Annotated in this window: 15 protein-coding genes and 1 riboswitch; of the genes, 9 read left to right on the top strand and 6 right to left on the bottom strand. The window is 63.4% G+C overall.

Annotated elements, in window-relative coordinates; translation table 11 throughout:
* The first annotated feature begins 96 nt into the window (after nt 1–96).
* From NKJ80_RS12255 to serA, 4 genes are all read left to right on the top strand, one after another.
* Nucleotides 97–942 (top strand): outer membrane protein, encoded by an 846-nt coding sequence (locus NKJ80_RS12255; protein WP_352497629.1) that lies wholly within the window; start codon nt 97–99, stop codon nt 940–942.
* 229 nt (nt 943–1,171) lie between these two features.
* On the top strand, nt 1,172–2,032 hold the full coding sequence (locus tag NKJ80_RS12250; protein ID WP_023694608.1) for an outer membrane protein: 861 nt from the start codon (nt 1,172–1,174) through the stop codon (nt 2,030–2,032).
* A gap of 201 nt (nt 2,033–2,233) precedes the next feature.
* Complete coding sequence (locus tag NKJ80_RS12245; protein ID WP_352497628.1) at nt 2,234–3,409, top strand: phosphoserine transaminase; 1,176 nt, start codon at nt 2,234–2,236, stop codon at nt 3,407–3,409.
* A 58-nt stretch (nt 3,410–3,467) separates the two neighbouring features.
* Nucleotides 3,468–5,069 (top strand): phosphoglycerate dehydrogenase, encoded by a 1,602-nt coding sequence (gene serA / locus NKJ80_RS12240; protein ID WP_023726192.1) that lies wholly within the window; start codon nt 3,468–3,470, stop codon nt 5,067–5,069.
* Between the two features lie 63 nt (nt 5,070–5,132).
* On the opposite strand, the gene NKJ80_RS12235 is transcribed toward serA, so the two are convergent.
* Nucleotides 5,133–5,597 (bottom strand): DUF2231 domain-containing protein, encoded by a 465-nt coding sequence (locus NKJ80_RS12235; RefSeq protein WP_352497749.1) that lies wholly within the window; start codon nt 5,595–5,597, stop codon nt 5,133–5,135.
* A gap of 105 nt (nt 5,598–5,702) precedes the next feature.
* Nucleotides 5,703–6,608 carry a DMT family transporter gene (locus tag NKJ80_RS12230; protein WP_023688976.1) on the bottom strand — a complete coding sequence of 302 codons (906 nt, stop codon included), beginning with the start codon at nt 6,606–6,608 and terminating at the stop codon, nt 5,703–5,705.
* A gap of 209 nt (nt 6,609–6,817) precedes the next feature.
* Here NKJ80_RS12230 and NKJ80_RS12225 point away from each other — a divergent pair, with 209 nt between their 5' ends.
* Nucleotides 6,818–8,116 (top strand): adenylosuccinate synthase, encoded by a 1,299-nt coding sequence (locus NKJ80_RS12225; RefSeq protein ID WP_023684197.1) that lies wholly within the window; start codon nt 6,818–6,820, stop codon nt 8,114–8,116.
* A 76-nt stretch (nt 8,117–8,192) separates the two neighbouring features.
* Nucleotides 8,193–9,851: a hypothetical protein gene (locus NKJ80_RS12220; protein ID WP_352497627.1), complete on the top strand. Its 1,659-nt coding sequence runs from the start codon at nt 8,193–8,195 to the stop codon at nt 9,849–9,851.
* 26 nt (nt 9,852–9,877) lie between these two features.
* Here the strand turns inward: NKJ80_RS12220 and NKJ80_RS12215 are convergent, their stop codons facing one another.
* From NKJ80_RS12215 to NKJ80_RS12200, 4 genes are read right to left on the bottom strand one after another with little or no spacing between them, the layout of a single operon-like run.
* On the bottom strand, nt 9,878–10,177 hold the full coding sequence (locus NKJ80_RS12215; RefSeq protein WP_023673676.1) for a CcdB family protein: 300 nt from the start codon (nt 10,175–10,177) through the stop codon (nt 9,878–9,880).
* Nucleotides 10,177–10,419, bottom strand: a complete 243-nt coding sequence (locus tag NKJ80_RS12210) for a type II toxin-antitoxin system CcdA family antitoxin (protein WP_502902199.1) — start codon at nt 10,417–10,419, stop codon at nt 10,177–10,179. The genes NKJ80_RS12215 and NKJ80_RS12210 overlap by 1 nt, the downstream gene beginning before the upstream one ends.
* Before the next feature lie 55 nt (nt 10,420–10,474).
* Nucleotides 10,475–12,295, bottom strand: a complete 1,821-nt coding sequence (locus tag NKJ80_RS12205) for an ABC-F family ATP-binding cassette domain-containing protein (protein ID WP_023690493.1) — start codon at nt 12,293–12,295, stop codon at nt 10,475–10,477.
* A gap of 1 nt (nt 12,296) precedes the next feature.
* Nucleotides 12,297–12,956 carry a thiamine diphosphokinase gene (locus NKJ80_RS12200; RefSeq protein ID WP_023690494.1) on the bottom strand — a complete coding sequence of 220 codons (660 nt, stop codon included), beginning with the start codon at nt 12,954–12,956 and terminating at the stop codon, nt 12,297–12,299.
* A 162-nt stretch (nt 12,957–13,118) separates the two neighbouring features.
* A riboswitch (TPP riboswitch) is annotated at nt 13,119–13,233 on the top strand.
* Nucleotides 13,234–13,276: 43 nt separating this feature from the next.
* Here NKJ80_RS12200 and thiB point away from each other — a divergent pair.
* From thiB to thiQ, 3 genes are all read left to right on the top strand, one after another.
* Entirely contained in the window at nt 13,277–14,284 is a 1,008-nt protein-coding gene (gene thiB / locus NKJ80_RS12195; RefSeq protein ID WP_031246663.1) for a thiamine ABC transporter substrate binding subunit, read from the top strand.
* Nucleotides 14,285–14,504: 220 nt separating this feature from the next.
* Complete coding sequence (gene thiP / locus NKJ80_RS12190) at nt 14,505–16,103, top strand: thiamine/thiamine pyrophosphate ABC transporter permease (RefSeq protein ID WP_023707250.1); 1,599 nt, start codon at nt 14,505–14,507, stop codon at nt 16,101–16,103.
* Nucleotides 16,100–16,864, top strand: a complete 765-nt coding sequence (gene thiQ / locus NKJ80_RS12185) for a thiamine ABC transporter ATP-binding protein (RefSeq protein WP_023707251.1) — start codon at nt 16,100–16,102, stop codon at nt 16,862–16,864. Before thiP ends, thiQ begins: the two co-directional genes overlap by 4 nt.
* Nucleotides 16,865–17,018: the final 154 nt, after the last annotated feature.

Below are 17,018 nucleotides of genomic sequence, written 5' to 3'. Positions count from 1 at the left end.
AAACGCCTTTTAACTTTTGCAATTCATTATCCACAACTGAGGTCAAACACATTCGAGCGGATTCAAAGTTCCGACGGGTTCTCAGGGGTGACAAACATGTTCAATGCAGCAAAAATGGCTTTCCTTGCCGCGCTGTTCGCAGGCGTGGCCGGGCCAGTATTCGCCGCCGATCTGGCGGAGCCGCCAGTGGTCGAAGAGGCGCCGGCGCCGATCGCCTACGAGCAGCCGGCCGATTTCGGCGGCTGGTACATCCGCGGCGATATCGACTATCACTGGTCGAAGTTCCGCGGTGGTGACTATATTACCTACGGACCCGGCACGAACGACTTCGACACCGGCAAGCTCAAAAGCGCATTTTCGGCCGGCGCCGGTGTCGGTTACCAGATCAACCAGCATTTCCGTACCGATCTCACACTCGACTGGATGAGCAAGTCCAAATTCCGCGGCTCGACCAGCGGAACCTGCGGCGATCTGCTTCCTTGTACTTCCGTCGACACTTCCTCCTATTCGGCATTGTTGCTCCTCGCCAATGCCTATGTCGATATCGGTACTTGGCACGGCGTGACGCCCTATGTCGGCGCCGGCATCGGCGGTGCATGGCTGAAGTGGGATACGCTGCACAACACCGACAGGGACGGTTCGTTCGAGCACCGCGGCGGCAAAGGCTGGCGTTTCGCCTACGCCCTCATGGCCGGCGCCTCCTACTGCCTGACCGACCGCGTCAAGCTCGATGTCGGCTATCGCTACAGCCACATCAATGGCGGCCGCATGTTCGAATACGCTTCTGGACTGGGCGGCACCACCGGCGCTGGTCCGGGCTTCGATCGCGGCATCAATGTGCACGAAGTGCGCGGCGGCCTGCGCTACCAGTTCGGCCGGTCGGACTGCGCCCCGCCGCCGGAGCCTTACCAGCCCGAGCCCGAGCCGATCTACACCAAGTAAACGCTTCGAAACTTCCAGTTCGCGAACCGCCCGGCTTTTGCCGGGCGGTTTCGTTTGTGGTCTCAAAGAGACCTTCCAGACGGCGTTGACCGCCAGGAAAAAGCCCGGCGAAATCAATTCGGTAACGCTCCGTTATCCTTAACCCTGACTTAACCACTATGGTTAACAATGCTTGCTGAAACGGCGCCCGCGATTAAGGACGGGCGCCAATTTCAGGAGCCGGGGACCCATGAATTTCAAATTGCTGACAGCGCCGGCACTTGCCGCACTCGCGCTAGCGCTGCTGACGCCGGCGCAAGCCGCGGACTACGACCCGCCGATCTATGTCGATCAGGCGCCGGACTATCAACCGGTCGAGGTCGGCTCGGGCTGGTATCTGCGGGGGGATGTCGGCTACGCGTTCAGCCATCCCTTCGAGCATGAGGAAGCGACAACCGGCCCGCTTAACAGCTTTACCGATGAGAGCAGCCTTTTCACGGGCAGTTTCGGTATGGGGTATCATGTCAACGACTATCTTCGGGTCGAGCTGAACGGCGGGATTCTTCCGACCGACAAATTCGGGGAACACGCCAAGTTGGCAGCCACTTGCGACGGCCATACGCTTGTGGACGACGGTTTTGGCACCATCAATTCCGTCGCGGCTACGCAGGCATGCGATCTTTCCGACAATGCTTCCAACAAAGGCTACAGCATCATGGCCAATGGCTATGTCGATCTCGGCACCTATGTTGGAATCACTCCATATCTTGGCGGAGGGGTCGGTGTCGCATACAATAAATATTACAGGAGCATTGGGGCGAAGGATTGCGTGGAAGTGGCCCCCAATTCGTCCGGCACGGGCGGGTTCTCTTGTGATGATCCGGCCGGCTACGAGGGTGCAACGGATAAAGAGGGCAAATTCAACCTTGCTTATTCGATAGGGGGCGGTCTTTCCTATCAGGTGGCCAAGAACGTGTCGGTTGACCTTGGCTACGAATATTTCTCGGTGCCGGGCGCCAAATACGTCGCTTATGACAGCGGCGCCTTCAACATCCACAAGGGCATCAATTATCAGACGGTCAAGCTCGGGCTGCGCTACGACCTCTGGTAGGCTGGCTGCAGATACGAAACCCGACGGCGGATCTCTTCGATCCGCCGTTTGCGTTTGGGCTCACGAAATCCTGATCCCGGACTGCTTCTATCTTGTCAGCGACAAAAACTTTCCTCTTGACGCCTGAGGGCTGAACGCATATCGCCGTCCGTGGGCCACCCCTCCCCAACGAGGGGCCACTATCTGGAAGGATAGACCACGATGACGACGCATACGAAGCCCGGACTCCGTCCGGCAAACCCCAATTTCTCCTCAGGTCCCTGCGCAAAACGCCCCGGCTGGTCGGTCGAGGCGCTGAAGAATGCTGCGCTCGGCCGTTCGCACCGCGCCAAGATCGGCAAGACCAAGCTCGAACAGGCCATCGAGTTGACGCGCGAGATTCTCCAGGTTCCGGCCGATTACCGTATCGGCATCGTGCCGGCGTCGGACACGGGTGCTGTCGAGATGGCGCTGTGGTCGCTGCTCGGTGAACGCGGTGTCGACATGGTGGCATGGGAAAGCTTTGGCTCGGGCTGGGTGACCGATGTCGTCAAGCAGCTGAAGCTCGCCGATATCAGAAAGGTCGAGGCAGGCTATGGCGAACTGCCGGATCTCACCAAGATCGATTTCGACCGCGATGTGGTCTTCACCTGGAACGGCACGACCTCAGGCGTGCGCGTGCCGAATGGCGATTTCATTCCAGCCGACCGCAAAGGCCTGACCATCTGCGACGCGACCTCGGCCGCATTCGCGCAGAGGCTCGATTTCCAGAAGCTCGATGTCGTCACCTTCTCCTGGCAGAAAGTGCTGGGCGGCGAGGGCGCACACGGCATGCTGATCCTGTCGCCTCGCGCCGTCGAGCGACTGGAAACCTACAAGCCGGCGTGGCCGCTGCCGAAAATCTTCCGCCTGACCTCGGGCGGCAAGCTGATCGAAGGCGTCTTCAAGGGCGAGACCATCAACACGCCGTCGATGCTGTGCGTCGAGGACTATCTCGATGCGCTTCATTGGGCGAAGTCGATCGGCGGTCTCGATGCGTTGATTGCCAGAGCCGATGCCAATGCCGCCGTGCTCGATGGCTTTGTCGACAAGTCGTCCTGGCTCGGCCATCTCGCGGTCGATGCGGCGACACGGTCCAACACGTCCGTATGTCTGTCCTTCACCGACGCCGATGTCGCGGCGCTCGACGCCGACGGGCAGGCGGCCTTCGCCAAGGCGATCGTCTCTGTGCTCGACAAGGAAGGCGTCGCCTACGACATCGGCTCCTATCGTGACGCACCTTCCGGTCTGCGCATCTGGTGCGGCGCCACCGTCGAGACCTCCGATCTCGAGGCGCTGCTGCCCTGGCTCGACTGGGCCTTCGCCACGCAGAAGGCTTCGGTGAAGGCAGCAGCCTGAGAATTCGTGGCGGCCTGCGGGCCGCCATTTCCCGACAATCCAGTTCAAGGAGGCCGCCATGGCGCCCCGCGTTCTCGTCTCTGACAAACTCTCCACCACCGCCGTCCAGATATTCAAGGACCGCGGCATCGAGGTCGACTATTTGCCCGATCTCGGCAAGGACAAGGAAAAGCTGCTCGAAGTCATCGACCAGTATGATGGTCTTGCCATCCGCTCGGCGACCAAGGTCACGGAAAAACTGATCAACGCAGCGACAAGACTCAAGGTCGTCGGCCGCGCCGGCATCGGTGTCGACAATGTCGACATCCCCGCGGCGAGCCGCAAGGGCATCATCGTGATGAACACGCCTTTCGGCAATTCGATCACCACGGCCGAACATGCGGTGGCGATGATCTTTGCACTCGCACGGCAGATCCCGGAGGCCAATGCCTCGACCCATGCCGGCAAATGGGAAAAGAACCGTTTCATGGGCGTCGAGATCACCGGCAAGACGCTGGGTGTCATCGGCTGCGGCAATATCGGCTCGATCGTCGCCACGCGCGGCGTCGGCCTGAAGATGCATGTCGTTGCCTTCGACCCGTTCCTGTCGGACAAGCGCGCCGAGGAACTCGGCGTCGACAAGGTCGAGCTGGACGAGCTTTTCGCCCGCGCCGATTTCATCACGCTGCACACGCCGCTGACCGACAAGACGCGCAACATCATCGACGCGGCGGCGATCGCCAAGATGAAGAACGGCGTGCGCATCATCAATTGCGCGCGTGGCGGGCTCATCGTCGAAGCCGACCTGGTCGCGGCGCTGAAGAGCGGCAAGGTGGCGGGCGCCGGCGTCGATGTGTTCGAGGTCGAACCGGCGGAAAACAACGCGCTGTTCGGCATGGAGAATGTGGTGGCAACGCCGCATCTCGGCGCCTCGACAGCGGAAGCGCAGGAAAATGTCGCGCTCCAGGTGGCCGAGCAGATGGCCGACTATCTGATCAAGGGCGCGGTTTCGAATGCCATCAACATGCCCTCGATCACGGCCGAGGAAGCACCGCGGCTAAAGCCGTTCGTCAAGCTCGCCGAAGTGCTCGGCGCCTTTGTCGGCCAGGTCACCGAGGACCCGATCAACGAGGTCGAGATCCTGTTCGACGGCTCGACCGCGACGATGAACACGCGTGCCTTGATCAGTGCCACGCTTGCCGGACTGATCCGGCCGCAGGTCGCCGACGTCAATATGGTGTCGGCGCCGATCATGGTGAAGGAGCGCGGCATCATCGTCGCCGAGGTCAAGCGCGACAAGTCGGGCGTGTTCGACGGCTACATCAAGCTGACGGTGAAGACCGAGCACATGACGCGCTCGATCGCCGGCACCTGCTTCTCCGACGGCAAGCCGCGCTTCATCCAGATCAAGGGCATCAATCTCGACGCCGAGGTCGGCCAGCACATGCTCTACACAACCAATGCCGATGCGCCCGGCATTATCGGCCTGCTCGGCACGGTGTGCGGCGAGAACGGCGTCAACATCGCCAACTTCCAGCTCGGCCGCAACCGGCCGGGCGGCGACGCGATCGCGCTGCTCTATCTCGACGCGCCGTTCCCGGAGAAAGTGCTGGAACAGGTCAAGGCGCACAAGTCCATCGACTCGGCCAAGCGGCTGCAGTTCGACGTCAACGCAATGTAGTTGACGGCGTGGCGGATGCGGCGGTCCTCCCCCCATCATTGGGCGGCCGTCGCAGAGGCCGGTTCAGGTCAATTCGTCTGAGCCGTCGGAGACGCCCACGCGATGCCGATAGACCAGTTCCCAGCCCTTCCACCCTGTAAACAGCAGGATCAGAACCACGATCAGCGATAAGATAAAGCCGGTCGGGATCACAGCCGCCGCTCCACCGACATAACGAGAGTACCAGTTATAAAGCTCGATCAGCACGACGAGCACGTTGCCGCCGGCATGGAGCCATGCCGTCGTGAGATTGCGGATCTGAACATCGCCGAGAACATCCGTCAGGCCGGTAAGAGCGGCCAAGGCGCCCATGATCAGGCCGGCGCCGAGAAGCCAAAGCGATCCGGTGACACACCTGGGATCGGCTGTCTGCCAGAAAATCAGATCGCAAACGAAGGTACCGACAAAGAAGGCGATCGGAAACGGAATCAGCATTGGATGAATGGGGTGACCGGCAATGCTTGCTGTGCTGCGAGGGTTATGGCTCATCTTGTTGCCTCCCACGCAAGCAAACTCCGCCAGAGGTAAAATGTTCCAGGTCGGCGCGCGGCAGCAGTTATCGCGACGGCGGCGCAGCGCGGCAGCGGCCAAATGTTATCCGCAGCGGTTCGGTGCCGACATCTTGCGCCCGCTGTATTCGGCGAGCGAAATGCCGCCCAGCACCAGGGCAAGCGCCAGCGCCTGGTAGAGCTGGAATGTCTCGCCGACGATCAGCACTGACAGCAGCGTGCCGAAGATCGGCACCAGATTGATGAACAGCCCGGCACGGTTGGCGCCGATCAGTTCGTTGCCCCTGATGTAAGTGATCTGCGAAATGACCGAAGCGCCGATCGCGGTATAGACGATGACCACCCAGCCGCTGATATCGGGGACGATAACCTTGCCGGCGGCGACCTCCCACAGGAAGAACGGCAGCGAGGTGATGAGGGCAGCGATCGCCAGGGACAACATCAGGCTCTGCCAGCGCATCACCGGCTTCAGCCGCAGCCCGACCGAATAACCGCTGTAGAGGACGACCGCGACCAGCATGATGGCGTCGCCGAAATTGAGTTCCAATGTGAGCAGCCGGCGCGGATCGCCGTGGCAGGCAGTCAAGATGACGCCGAAGATGGTCAGCACCACGCCCGCAATCTGAGCCCAGCTCACGCGCAGGCGGAAGAAGAAGAAATTGGCAATGATGATCAAGACCGGCATCGCCGCCTGTTCGATCGAGACATTGATCGCCGTCGTGTAGTTGAGCGCGGTGTAAAAAATGGTGTTGAACAGAGTGAAGCCGCTGGCGCCAAGTGCAGCCAGGACGAACCAGTGTTTGCGCACCACCGGCCAGTCCTCCCTGATCGTGCGCCAGCCGATCGGCAGCAGGATCGCGACGGCCAGCACCCAGCGCAGGAAGACCAACGTCATCGGCGAGACGTGATCGACCGCCAGCTTGCCGGCGACGGAATTGCCGCCCCACAACAAGGTGGTCAGCAGCAGGAACAGGTAGGCGCGTCGATGCATTGCGGGATTCCGGCCGCTTGGGGAGTTGTGTTTGCCGGCCTATTGCCCCCGCCGACGCAAGTAAATGATGTCAAAGCCGAAAATTGTTGTGCCTCAGGGCATTTTCGGCGGCAAAGAAAGGTCGCGCTTGCGAGGTCTTGACGCTATAGAGGCCTGTCGTTTCGAACCATATCCAGGCCGCCAGGGCGGCATCTCAAGGGAAAAGAAACATGGCCAATGTGGTGGTCGTCGGCTCGCAATGGGGCGACGAAGGCAAGGGCAAGATCGTCGACTGGTTGTCGGAGCGCGCCGACGTGGTCGTGCGCTTCCAGGGCGGCCACAATGCCGGCCATACGCTGGTCGTCGACGGCAAGGTCTACAAACTGTCGCTGCTGCCGTCGGGCGTGGTGCGGCAAGGCAAGCTGTCGATCATCGGCAATGGCGTCGTCTTCGACCCGCACGCCTTTGTCGCCGAAGTGGCAAAACTCAAGGCGCAAGGCGTCGAGGTCACGCCGGACCGCCTGAAAATAGCCGAAAACACCGCGCTTATCCTGTCGCTGCACCGGGAGCTGGACGGATTCCGCGAGGACGCCGCCTCCAATTCCGGGACGAAAATTGGCACGACGCGTCGTGGCATCGGCCCAGCCTATGAAGACAAGGTGGGCCGGCGCGCGGTTCGGGTGATGGATCTGGCGGATTTGGAAACGCTGCCCCTCAAGGTCGACAGGCTGCTGACGCATCACAATGCGCTGCGTCGCGGGCTTGGCCATGGCGAAGTCACGCATGAGGCGATCATGACCGAGCTGACCTCGGTGGCCGATGAGATCCTGCCCTATATGGACCGCGTCTGGAAAATCCTCGACGACAAGCGCCGCGCCGGCGAACGCATCCTGTTCGAGGGCGCGCAAGGCACGCTGCTCGACATCGACCACGGCACCTATCCGTTCGTCACCTCGTCCAACACCGTTGCCGGCCAGGCAGCCGCCGGCTCGGGGGTGGGCCCCGGCGCCATCGGCTATGTCCTGGGCATCACCAAGGCCTATACGACGCGTGTCGGCGAAGGCCCGTTCCCGACCGAGCAGAAGAACGAGATCGGCGAATTTCTCGGTACGCGTGGCCACGAATTCGGCGTCGTCACCGGGCGCAAACGCCGTTGCGGCTGGTTCGACGCCGTGCTGGTGCGCCAGGCCGTCGCCGTCAACGGTATCAAGGGCATCGCCCTGACCAAACTCGACGTGCTCGACGGGCTGGATGAGATCAAGGTCTGCACCGGCTACCGTCTCGACGGCGAAACGATCGACTATCTGCCGGCCAGCCAGGGCGCGCAGGCGCGTGTCGAGCCGGTCTACGAGACGCTCGAAGGCTGGAAAGGCACCACAGCCGGCGCGCGCAGCTGGAACGACCTTCCGGCGCAGGCCGTCAAATATGTCCGTTACATCGAGGAGCTGATCGGGGCACCCGTCGCGCTCCTTTCCACCAGCCCGGAACGGGACGACACGATACTTGTGACCGATCCGTTTCAAGACTAGTTTTCTGAAGCCTTTCCGGGCATCGCGGCCGATTTGCGGGGGCCGGCGCGGAAACAAAATACAGGTCGACTGAAGCATGGCAGATTTCGTTGCTATTCTGAAAAAGGCGCTCGACAAGCACGGCGACGAAACGCCCGAAAAGCGTACGCGGATCTATGAAAGCGTTCGTACCATGCTGGCGAAGAAGCTTGCGGAGTATTCGCCGCCGCTGGCCGCCGAAGCCATAAGCACGCAGAAGCGATCCCTGGAAGATGCCATCTCGAGCGTCGAGCGCGACTATGCCAGGGCGGTGCCGGCATCCGATCCGCTGGCGGAGCTGGAGCACATCTTCTCCTCCATCGACCGCAACAAGAACCAGTCCAGTCATGTAAAGCCTTCCGCCACGCCTGCGCCGGCCTGGCAGCCGGCGAAACCCGTGCAGCCGGCGCCGACCGCCAGGACAGAGCCGAGCTGGCAGAGGCCCGCGCCGACACCGCCGTCGCCTGCGGCGCGTGCAGAAACCATCGACAAGCAAGCCGTGGAGCTGGACGCCGACGACGACAGCGCCGATGTGTTCGCCAATGACGAGCAGCCGGCGGCGGACACGTTCCAGCGCCTGCGCCCAGCCGAGCGCAGGCGCAGCTATGGCGGGTTGATCGCGGCTGTCGTCGCGCTTCTGGTGGTCGCCGGCGGCGGCTATGGCATCTGGCTGAACAAGGATGCCTTTGGCTCGATGCTGGGCCTCGGAGGCGACACCAAGACGGTCTCGACCGAACCGCTGGTAAAGCCGGCGCCGGCCAAGCCCGCGGCCGATGCACCCGCACCGGCTGCTGCCGGCGAGGGAACGAAGTTCACCCAGCGCCTGTCGCCCGAAGGCGGTGAAACCGACCCCGGTCCCGCGGCCGGTCAAAGCGGCATCGGCGAGGGCGAGTCCGTCGCCGCGCTGACCACACCGCCACCCCCGGCTCCAGCGCCTGCGCCGGCGCCAGCGTCTGCGCCGGCGCCAGTGCCTGCGACCCCGCCGGCCGGCGACGCCGCAGCCACGGGCGCGCCCGCCACGCCGGCGCCCGACGCTTCCGCCACGCCACCGGCAACGCCGCCCGCCGATGGCGTCGCACCGCCGGCCAATGGGGCAGCACCGGCTGATGCCGCCGCCACGCCGCCCGCTGCGCCGGCGGCCGCCGCTCCCGCGCCGACCGTTGCGGTCGGCCAGAAGGCGATCTTCTACGAGGAACGCACCTCGACCGCGCAAGGTTCGGCCGAACCCGGCAGCATCGTCTGGTCGCTGGTGCAGGAATCGCCCGGCGGCGACCTGCCGCCCGAGCCGGCGATCCGCGCCGAGGCGACCATTCCCGGCAAGGACATCCAGCTGCGCATGACCATCCGCCGCAATACCGACCAGACGCTGCCGGCCAGCCACATCATCGAGATGATCTTCCTGACGCCCGAGGGCTTTGACGGCGGTGGCGTCGACAACATCCTGCGCGTCGCCATGAAGAGTTCGGAACAGGATGCCGGCAGCCCGCTGATCGGCATTCCGGCCAAGATCGCCGACGGCTTCTTCCTGGTGGCGCTCAACGACACCAAGGCCGACGAGGACGCCAATATGACCTTGCTTCGAGGCCAGGACTGGATCGACGTGCCGGTGGTCTACAAGACCGGACGCCGGGCGCTGCTGACCATGGAAAAGGGCATTCCGGGCGAGAAGGTGTTCGACGAGGCGCTGAAGGCCTGGCAGGCCAAGACGGCAGGTTGACGGGCGGCAGTAGCGGCTGCCTTCGCTCAGAAGCCCTGGAACAGCATGTCGAGGGCGGCGACGATGTCGTCGTGATGTCTAGAAAGGTTTCCCTCTGGCATCCGCAATTCGGACGCGCTGAAGGCCGACACAAACTGTGTGACCATCACAAGATCTTTGCCGTTTATAGCGAAGGTCGGGTTCAGGCGGCGGCCAGGAAGCGGGGCAATCTCGGGCGGCATCAAAGGAACGACCACCCTCGTGCTCAGCCCTTCAAGCATATCTGACTGCACGTCGAGAAGATAACCGTCGCTCTCGGTACTCCGATAGAAATCGTAACGCGCCATCAGAACGGCCGGTGTTTAGCCAATGGCAGTCCGTTCTTTCGGACATATTCGTTGGAGCTTTCGATGGCTTCCCTGTTTTCTTCTTGCCATCGACGCGTTTTCTCCGCCGCAATCGCTTTCGCGATCCCTGCTTCGGCAGCGCGGGAGATGTTGATGCCCAACGCTTTGGCGTCCTTGATCAACTGAGAGTCAATGGACGTGTTGACAGGGGTCCGCTGAGTTTTTGGCGTCGATTGAAGCACGGAGATGCCTCCTTTCATGCGCACAATATACGCGCATAAAAGACCGCAGGCAATGCTACCCCTCCATCTCCTCACGCAGCATTTCCAGTTCCAGCCACTCTTCCTCGAGTGCGGCCAGCGTGGCGCGTTCCTTGTCGAGGGCGGCGATGGTCTTTTGGAACGAGGCCGGGTCGCGCTCGTAATAGGCGGGATCGGCGATGTTGTTTTCCAAACGCGAGATCGAGGCCATTACCGCCTCGATCTTCTTGGGCAGCGATTCCAGGGCGAATTTCTGCTTGAACGACAGTTTCTTCGACGGCCCTTTTGGCGCTGCCGGCTCGCTCTTGCCCGGCGCCGGCGCATCGCTGGCTTCGGCCTTGGCGCGCGCCTTGCGGTCGTCGAGCCGGGTGCCGCCGCGCTGCGCCAGCATGTCGGAATAGCCACCGGCATATTCGATCCAGCGGCCGCCTCCGTCCGGGGCGATGATGCTGGTGACGGTGCGGTCGAGGAAGTCGCGGTCGTGGCTGACCAGGATGACCGTGCCGGCAAAGCCGGCGACAAGTTCCTGCAACAGTTCCAGCGTCTCCATGTCGAGATCGTTGGTCGGCTCGTCGAGCACCAGAAGGTTGGCCGGCCGCGCCAGAACACGCGCCAGGAGCAGCCGCGCCCGTTCGCCGCCGGACAGCTCGCGCACCGGGGTGCGCGCCTGTTCCGGCTTGAACAGGAAATCCTTCATGTAGGACACGACATGGCGCTGCTCGCCATTGATGACGAGGTTTTCGCCGCGCCCGTCCGTGAGATACTGCGCCAGGGTCTCGGCCGGATCGACCGCCTCGCGCTTCTGGTCGAGCGTGGCGATTTCCAGATTGGTGCCGAGCCGCACCGAGCCGGCATCGGGCTTCATCTCGCCGGTGAGCATCTTCAACAGCGTCGTCTTGCCGGCGCCGTTCGGCCCGACAAGGCCGACGCGATCGCCGCGCTGGATGCGGGTCGAGAAGCCCTTGACCACGGTCAGGTCGCCAAAACTCTTCTCGATGTTCTTGGCCTCGATCACCAGCTTGCCGGATTCGGCGGCGTCGCTGGCCACCATGGTCGCCGAGCCCTCGGCGCCGCGATGGCCGCGAAAACGCTGGCGCATGGTCTGCAGTTCGCCCAGGCGGCGCATGTTGCGTTTGCGGCGAGCCGTCACGCCATAGCGCAGCCAATGCTCCTCGCGCACGATCTGGCGGCCGAGCTTGTGCTGTTCGCGCTCTTCCTCTTCCAGCACAAGGTCGCGCCATTCCTCGAAATGGCCAAAGCCCTTGTCGAGGCGGCGGGTCTGGCCACGGTCGAGCCAGACAGTGGCGCGCGAGACGCGTTCGAGGAAGCGACGGTCGTGCGAGATGACGATCAGCGCCGAAGACGTCCGGACAAGCTCTTCTTCCAGCCATTCGATGACCGACAAATCGAGATGGTTCGTCGGCTCATCAAGCAGCAGAATATCGGGTTCGGGCGCCATGACGCGGGCAAGTGCTGCGCGGCGCGCCTCGCCGCCGGAGAGATCGTTGGGGTTCTCCGTGCCGGCGAGGCCGAGATGCTCCATCAGATATGTGGCGCGGTAGGGATCGTCGGCAGGCCCAAGCCCGGCCTCGACATAGGCGCGCACATTGGCAAAGCCGTCCATGTCGGGCATTTGCGGGAGATAGCGCACCGTTGCCGAAGGCTGGCGGAAGACCTCGCCGTCTTGCGGCTCGATCAGACCAGCAGCAATCTTCAGGAGCGTCGACTTGCCGGAGCCGTTGCGGCCGACGAGCGCGATCTTGTCACCGGCGGACGCCGTCAGTTCGGCGCCATCGAGCAGCGGCGTGCCGCCAAAGGTCAGTCTTATGCCGTCGAGGTTGAGAAGGGGCGGGGCCATGTCAGCTTTCAGGCAAGGGGTAGGGGTGGGCGAGCAGCAGCGCGCGGCCATGGCCGAGCGCGATTTCGAGGCCGCCCCCGGTCGTGTTGGACTTGACCTCGTTCGAGATGGTCAGCGACGAGCCGAACACGACCTCGACATGGTCGAGCGGCCACTTCGCGCCGGACACGGTGAGGCCCGAAAGATCGGAAAAGCCGAGCACCGAAAACAGCGTTCCGTCGGCATAGTCGAAGCCGGCCTTGCCAGGCAGCAGAGGGGCGCCTTCCTGCGCTCCGCTGGTCAACAGCAATTTTGTGCCGGCCTCGGCCAGCCGCAGGCTGAGCGCCAGATGGAGGAAGGCGTGGTCGGCGCGCTTGCCGCCGAAAGCGCCGGCCAGCACCAGGCTGGTGGCGCCGCGTTCCAATGCCGCCGCGATCGCCAGTTCGCCATCGGTCTTGTCCTTTTCGGGAGGAAACACCTCCCGCGGCACGGCGGCGAGATCGGCAGGCAGGTCCGCCGGCACGGAATCGAAATCGCCGACCCACAGCTCCGGCATCACGCCGAGCAGGCGGGCATGATCGATGCCGGCGTCGGCGGCGATGACGCGCGTGCCCGCGACCTGGCGGTCGAGCCGCGGCGTGCGGACGAGATCGCCGCCAAGCAGGATGGTGAATGTGCTCATATCCGCTGGCCCTTACCAGCCCCGCCGACGAAACGGAAGGCCGAGCGGCACCGTCACTCTTTGTTGGAGCATGATCTTTTTCCGGAAACGGATTCCACTTTCCGGGATCACGCTCGGGCAAACTTCCACTTGCGTGGCACCTTGGCCGGGCCTATGTGTCGAAACGCTCTAACGGGGTGCCGGACGCGATCTTCGCGGACCGGCTGAGAGGCAGTCTCGCCAACCCGCTGAACCTGATCCGGTTTGTACCGGCGGAGGGATTAGACGCTTCGGACAGCCCGACGCCTCAATTCCTTTCAACACGAATGAAGGAGGCGCCGATGCGCATTTTTTTGTCCCGTCTTGTCCCAGCGCTTGGGCTTGCTGTTTCGCTACTGGCAAGCCCTGCGTGCGCGCAGGAAAAACTCACGATCTATACCTATGAGAGTTTCACTGCCGACTGGGGTCCAGGCCCCCAGGTGAAGAAGGAATTCGAGGCCGAGTGTGGCTGCAGCGTCGACTTCGTCTCGGTGGCCGACGGCGTCGCGCTGCTCAATCGCGTCAAGCTCGAAGGTGCGTCGACCAAAGCCGATATCGTGCTTGGCCTCGATACCAACCTCACCGCGGAAGCCAAGGCTTCCGGCCTGTTTGTCCCACATGGCGCGGTGGCTGAAAACAACGTGCCGGGCGGCTGGAGCGACGACACTTTCGTGCCCTACGATTATGGCTATTTCGCCGTCGTCTACGACACCGAGAAGCTGAAGAACCCACCGAAGAGCCTGAAGAAGTTGGTCGAGGGCGATGCCGCCGACAAGATCGTCATCCAGGATCCGAGGACGTCGACGCCGGGCCTTGGCCTGCTGCTGTGGGTTAAGTCGGTCTATGGCGACAAGGCGCCGGAAGCCTGGGCGAAACTCAAGGGCAAAGTGCTGACGGTGACGCCGGGCTGGAGCGAGGCCTACGGCCTGTTCACCAAGGGCGAGGCGCCGATGGTGCTTTCCTATACGACGTCGCCGGCCTACCACATGGTGGCGGAGAACACCGGGCGCTACCAGGCGGCCTCGTTCGAGGAAGGCGAGTATCTGCAGATCGAGGTCGCCGGCATCACCACCACGGGCGCGAAGAATCCGCTGGCGGCGAAGTTCCTGGCCTTCATGACCGGGCCGAAATTCCAGGATGTCATTCCGGAGACCAACTGGATGTTCCCGGCCGGGAAAACCGACAAGCCGCTCAATCCGGCTTTTGATAGGCTGGTCAAGCCGGCGAAGACCTTGCTGTTCAGCCCGGAAGAGGTCGCGGCAAATCGCAAGGCCTGGGTGGATGAATGGCTGGCGGTGATGAGCAAGTAGATTTGGCTGTATAGTCAAAAGATGAGTGCTCTACGGCGCCCCCCTCTGTCCTGCCGGACATCTCCCCCACGAGGGGGGAGATTGGCCTTTACGTTGACTTTCGCCAATCTCCGAAGCTGCAGGAATGAGCGGAGCGCTAAAACCGCCAATCTCCCCCCTCGTGGGGGAGATGTCCGGCAGGACAGAGGGGGGCGCGAAGGAACGCGACGCCCGGTAAAGAGTGCAACGCTCTGACCCCCGCATCACGGCCGGCATTGTCGCGCTTGCGGCAATCGCGCTGCTGATCGGTGGCGCCTTCGCCGGCCTTATCCGCGAAGGCGCGCACGACCTTTCCGGCGCCGCGTCCGCCTTTGACCTCTATCTCCTGCGCGTTGTCCGCTTCACGCTCTGGCAGGCTGCGCTCTCGACTCTGCTTTCCGCCGTACCGGCGCTCTTCGTCGCCCGGGCGCTGTCGCGGCATCCGCGCTTCTTCGGACGCGGCTTCATCCTGCAGCTATTCACTGTGCCCCTTGCCTTGCCGGCAATTGTCGGAGCGCTGGGAATACTGGCGCTCTATGGCCGCGCCGGTTATTTCGCCGCGATCGGTGGCCAGAGCTGGCCCGACATCTATGGGCTGTCGGGCATCCTCGTCGCCCACGTCTTCTTCAACCTGCCGCTGGCCACCCGGCTGTTCCTCGAAGCGCTGGGAACGGTGCCGGCCGATCAATGGCGGCTGGCGAGCCAGCTCGGCATGGGGGCGAGGCCAGCCTTCCGGCTGATCGAGTGGCCGGTGCTGCGCGCCGCGCTGCCGGGCGTCGCCGGGCTTGTCTTCATGCTTTGCATCACCTCCTTCACCATCGTCCTGATCCTCGGCGGCGGGCCGGCGGCGACGACGCTGGAAGTCGCCATCTATCAGGCGCTGCGTTTCGACTTCGATCCGGCGCGAGCGGTGACGCTGACGGTGCTACAGATCGCGCTGACTTTCGCCGTCATGCTGGCGCTGACGCGGCTCGGCGCCAATGTGACCGGCGACGCCAATTTGCCTGTCGCGCCGCGCCGCTATCACTTGGCCGGCAAAGCAGAAACAGCGTTCAACGCCGTCCTGATCGTGCTCGCCTTGCTGTTCGTCGCCGGACCGATGGCGGCCACCGTTGCCTCCGGCCTCGGCGCCGATCTCGGCCGGCTGGCGGGCGAGAGTGCCGTGCGTCAGGCGACGCTGACCAGCGCCGGTCTCGCCTTCTCGGCGGCGCTACTTTCGGTGGCGCTGGCACTGTCGCTGATCATGGCGCGGCGGGCACTGTCGCTGCGCCGCCGGTCCAGTGCCCGTTCATTGCTCGAACATGCCACCGACACCGGCGCCGGCTTCGTCCTCGTCGTGCCGCCCATCGTCATCGGCGCCGGCTGGTTTCTCCTGCTGCGCACGGTCAGCGATGTCTTTGCCATCGCGCCGGTCATGGTCGTCACCGTCAATGCGGTGATGGCGATGCCCTTTGCCATCCGCGCGATGCGCCCGGCCTATGATGCGGCGAGCGAGCGCCATGAAAAGCTGTGCGCGCAGCTCGGCATTGCGGGCTGGAACCGGCTGCTTCTGGTCGACTGGCCATCGCTCCGGCGGCCGCTGGCCACCGGCTTTGCCTTCGCCATGGCACTGTCGCTCGGCGATCTCGGCGTCATCGCGCTGTTCGGCAGCGATTCGGTGCAGACCTTGCCCTATCTCCTGCTGGCGCGCATGGGCAGCTATCGCACGGCCGATGCTGCCGGGCTGGCTTTGCTGCTCGGGGCGGTCTGCCTTGCATTGGTGGTCGCGGCAGACTGGCTGGGACGGGGAGAGAGATCGTGACGTCCGCTGTGGAGAAAGGCACGACTGTCCGGCTGGACAAGGTCTCGTTCAGCTATGGCGAAACGCCATTCCTGTTCGATGTCGAATTCGATACATCTAAGATCACCGCCATCATGGGGGCAAGCGGTTCGGGCAAATCGACCTTGCTCAATCTGGTGGCTGGTTTCGAGACGCCGGAGTCCGGTCGTGTGCTGATCGGCGCCGCCGATGTCGGCGCCGAGCCGCCTTCGGCGCGGCCGGTGTCGATGGTATTCCAGGAAAACAATCTGTTTGCTCATCTCTCGGTGGAGAAGAATGTCGGGCTCGGCCGCTCGCCATCGCTCAACCTGACCGACGCCGATCGCGCCGCAATCGCCGAGGCGCTTGACCGCGTCGGCCTGGCCGGCAAGGAAATGCGCCTGCCGCGCGAACTCTCCGGCGGCGAAAGGCAGCGCGTGGCGCTCGCCCGCGTTCTGGTGCGCGACCGGCCAGTGCTGCTGCTCGACGAGCCGTTCGCTTCGCTCGGGCCAGCACTGCGCGACGACATGCTCGACCTGGTGGCCGGCGTTCATGCCGAGCGGGCGATGACGGTGCTGTTCGTCACGCATCAGCCGGAAGACGCTCGCCGTATCGGCGAGCAGATGGTTTTTCTGGACAATGGCAGGGTTGCCGCGACGGGACCTGCCGGCGATTTTTTCGACGGCACTGGCCCTGAAGCGTTTCGGCGCTATATCGGCGCAAGTTCGGGCGGATCACGCGATATTGCCCGGAAGCGGACATAATTTACGACCAAACCGGCTACAGGTGATGTGGCGCTTGCTTGCCATGGTCCAGTCGATGTGGCTAGGTCCGCTTAGTACTGGTCCGGCACGAGCCGTGATTTGCCCCTACAGCGCCGCACCCGGCCGGATGCGTAAACGCTGTAGGTTTTTTGAT

It is taken from the genome of Mesorhizobium sp. M0030, from assembly GCF_040323695.1.
Taxonomy (GTDB): Bacteria; Pseudomonadota; Alphaproteobacteria; order Rhizobiales; family Rhizobiaceae; genus Mesorhizobium.
This window is presented reverse-complemented; position numbering and strand designations above follow the sequence as displayed.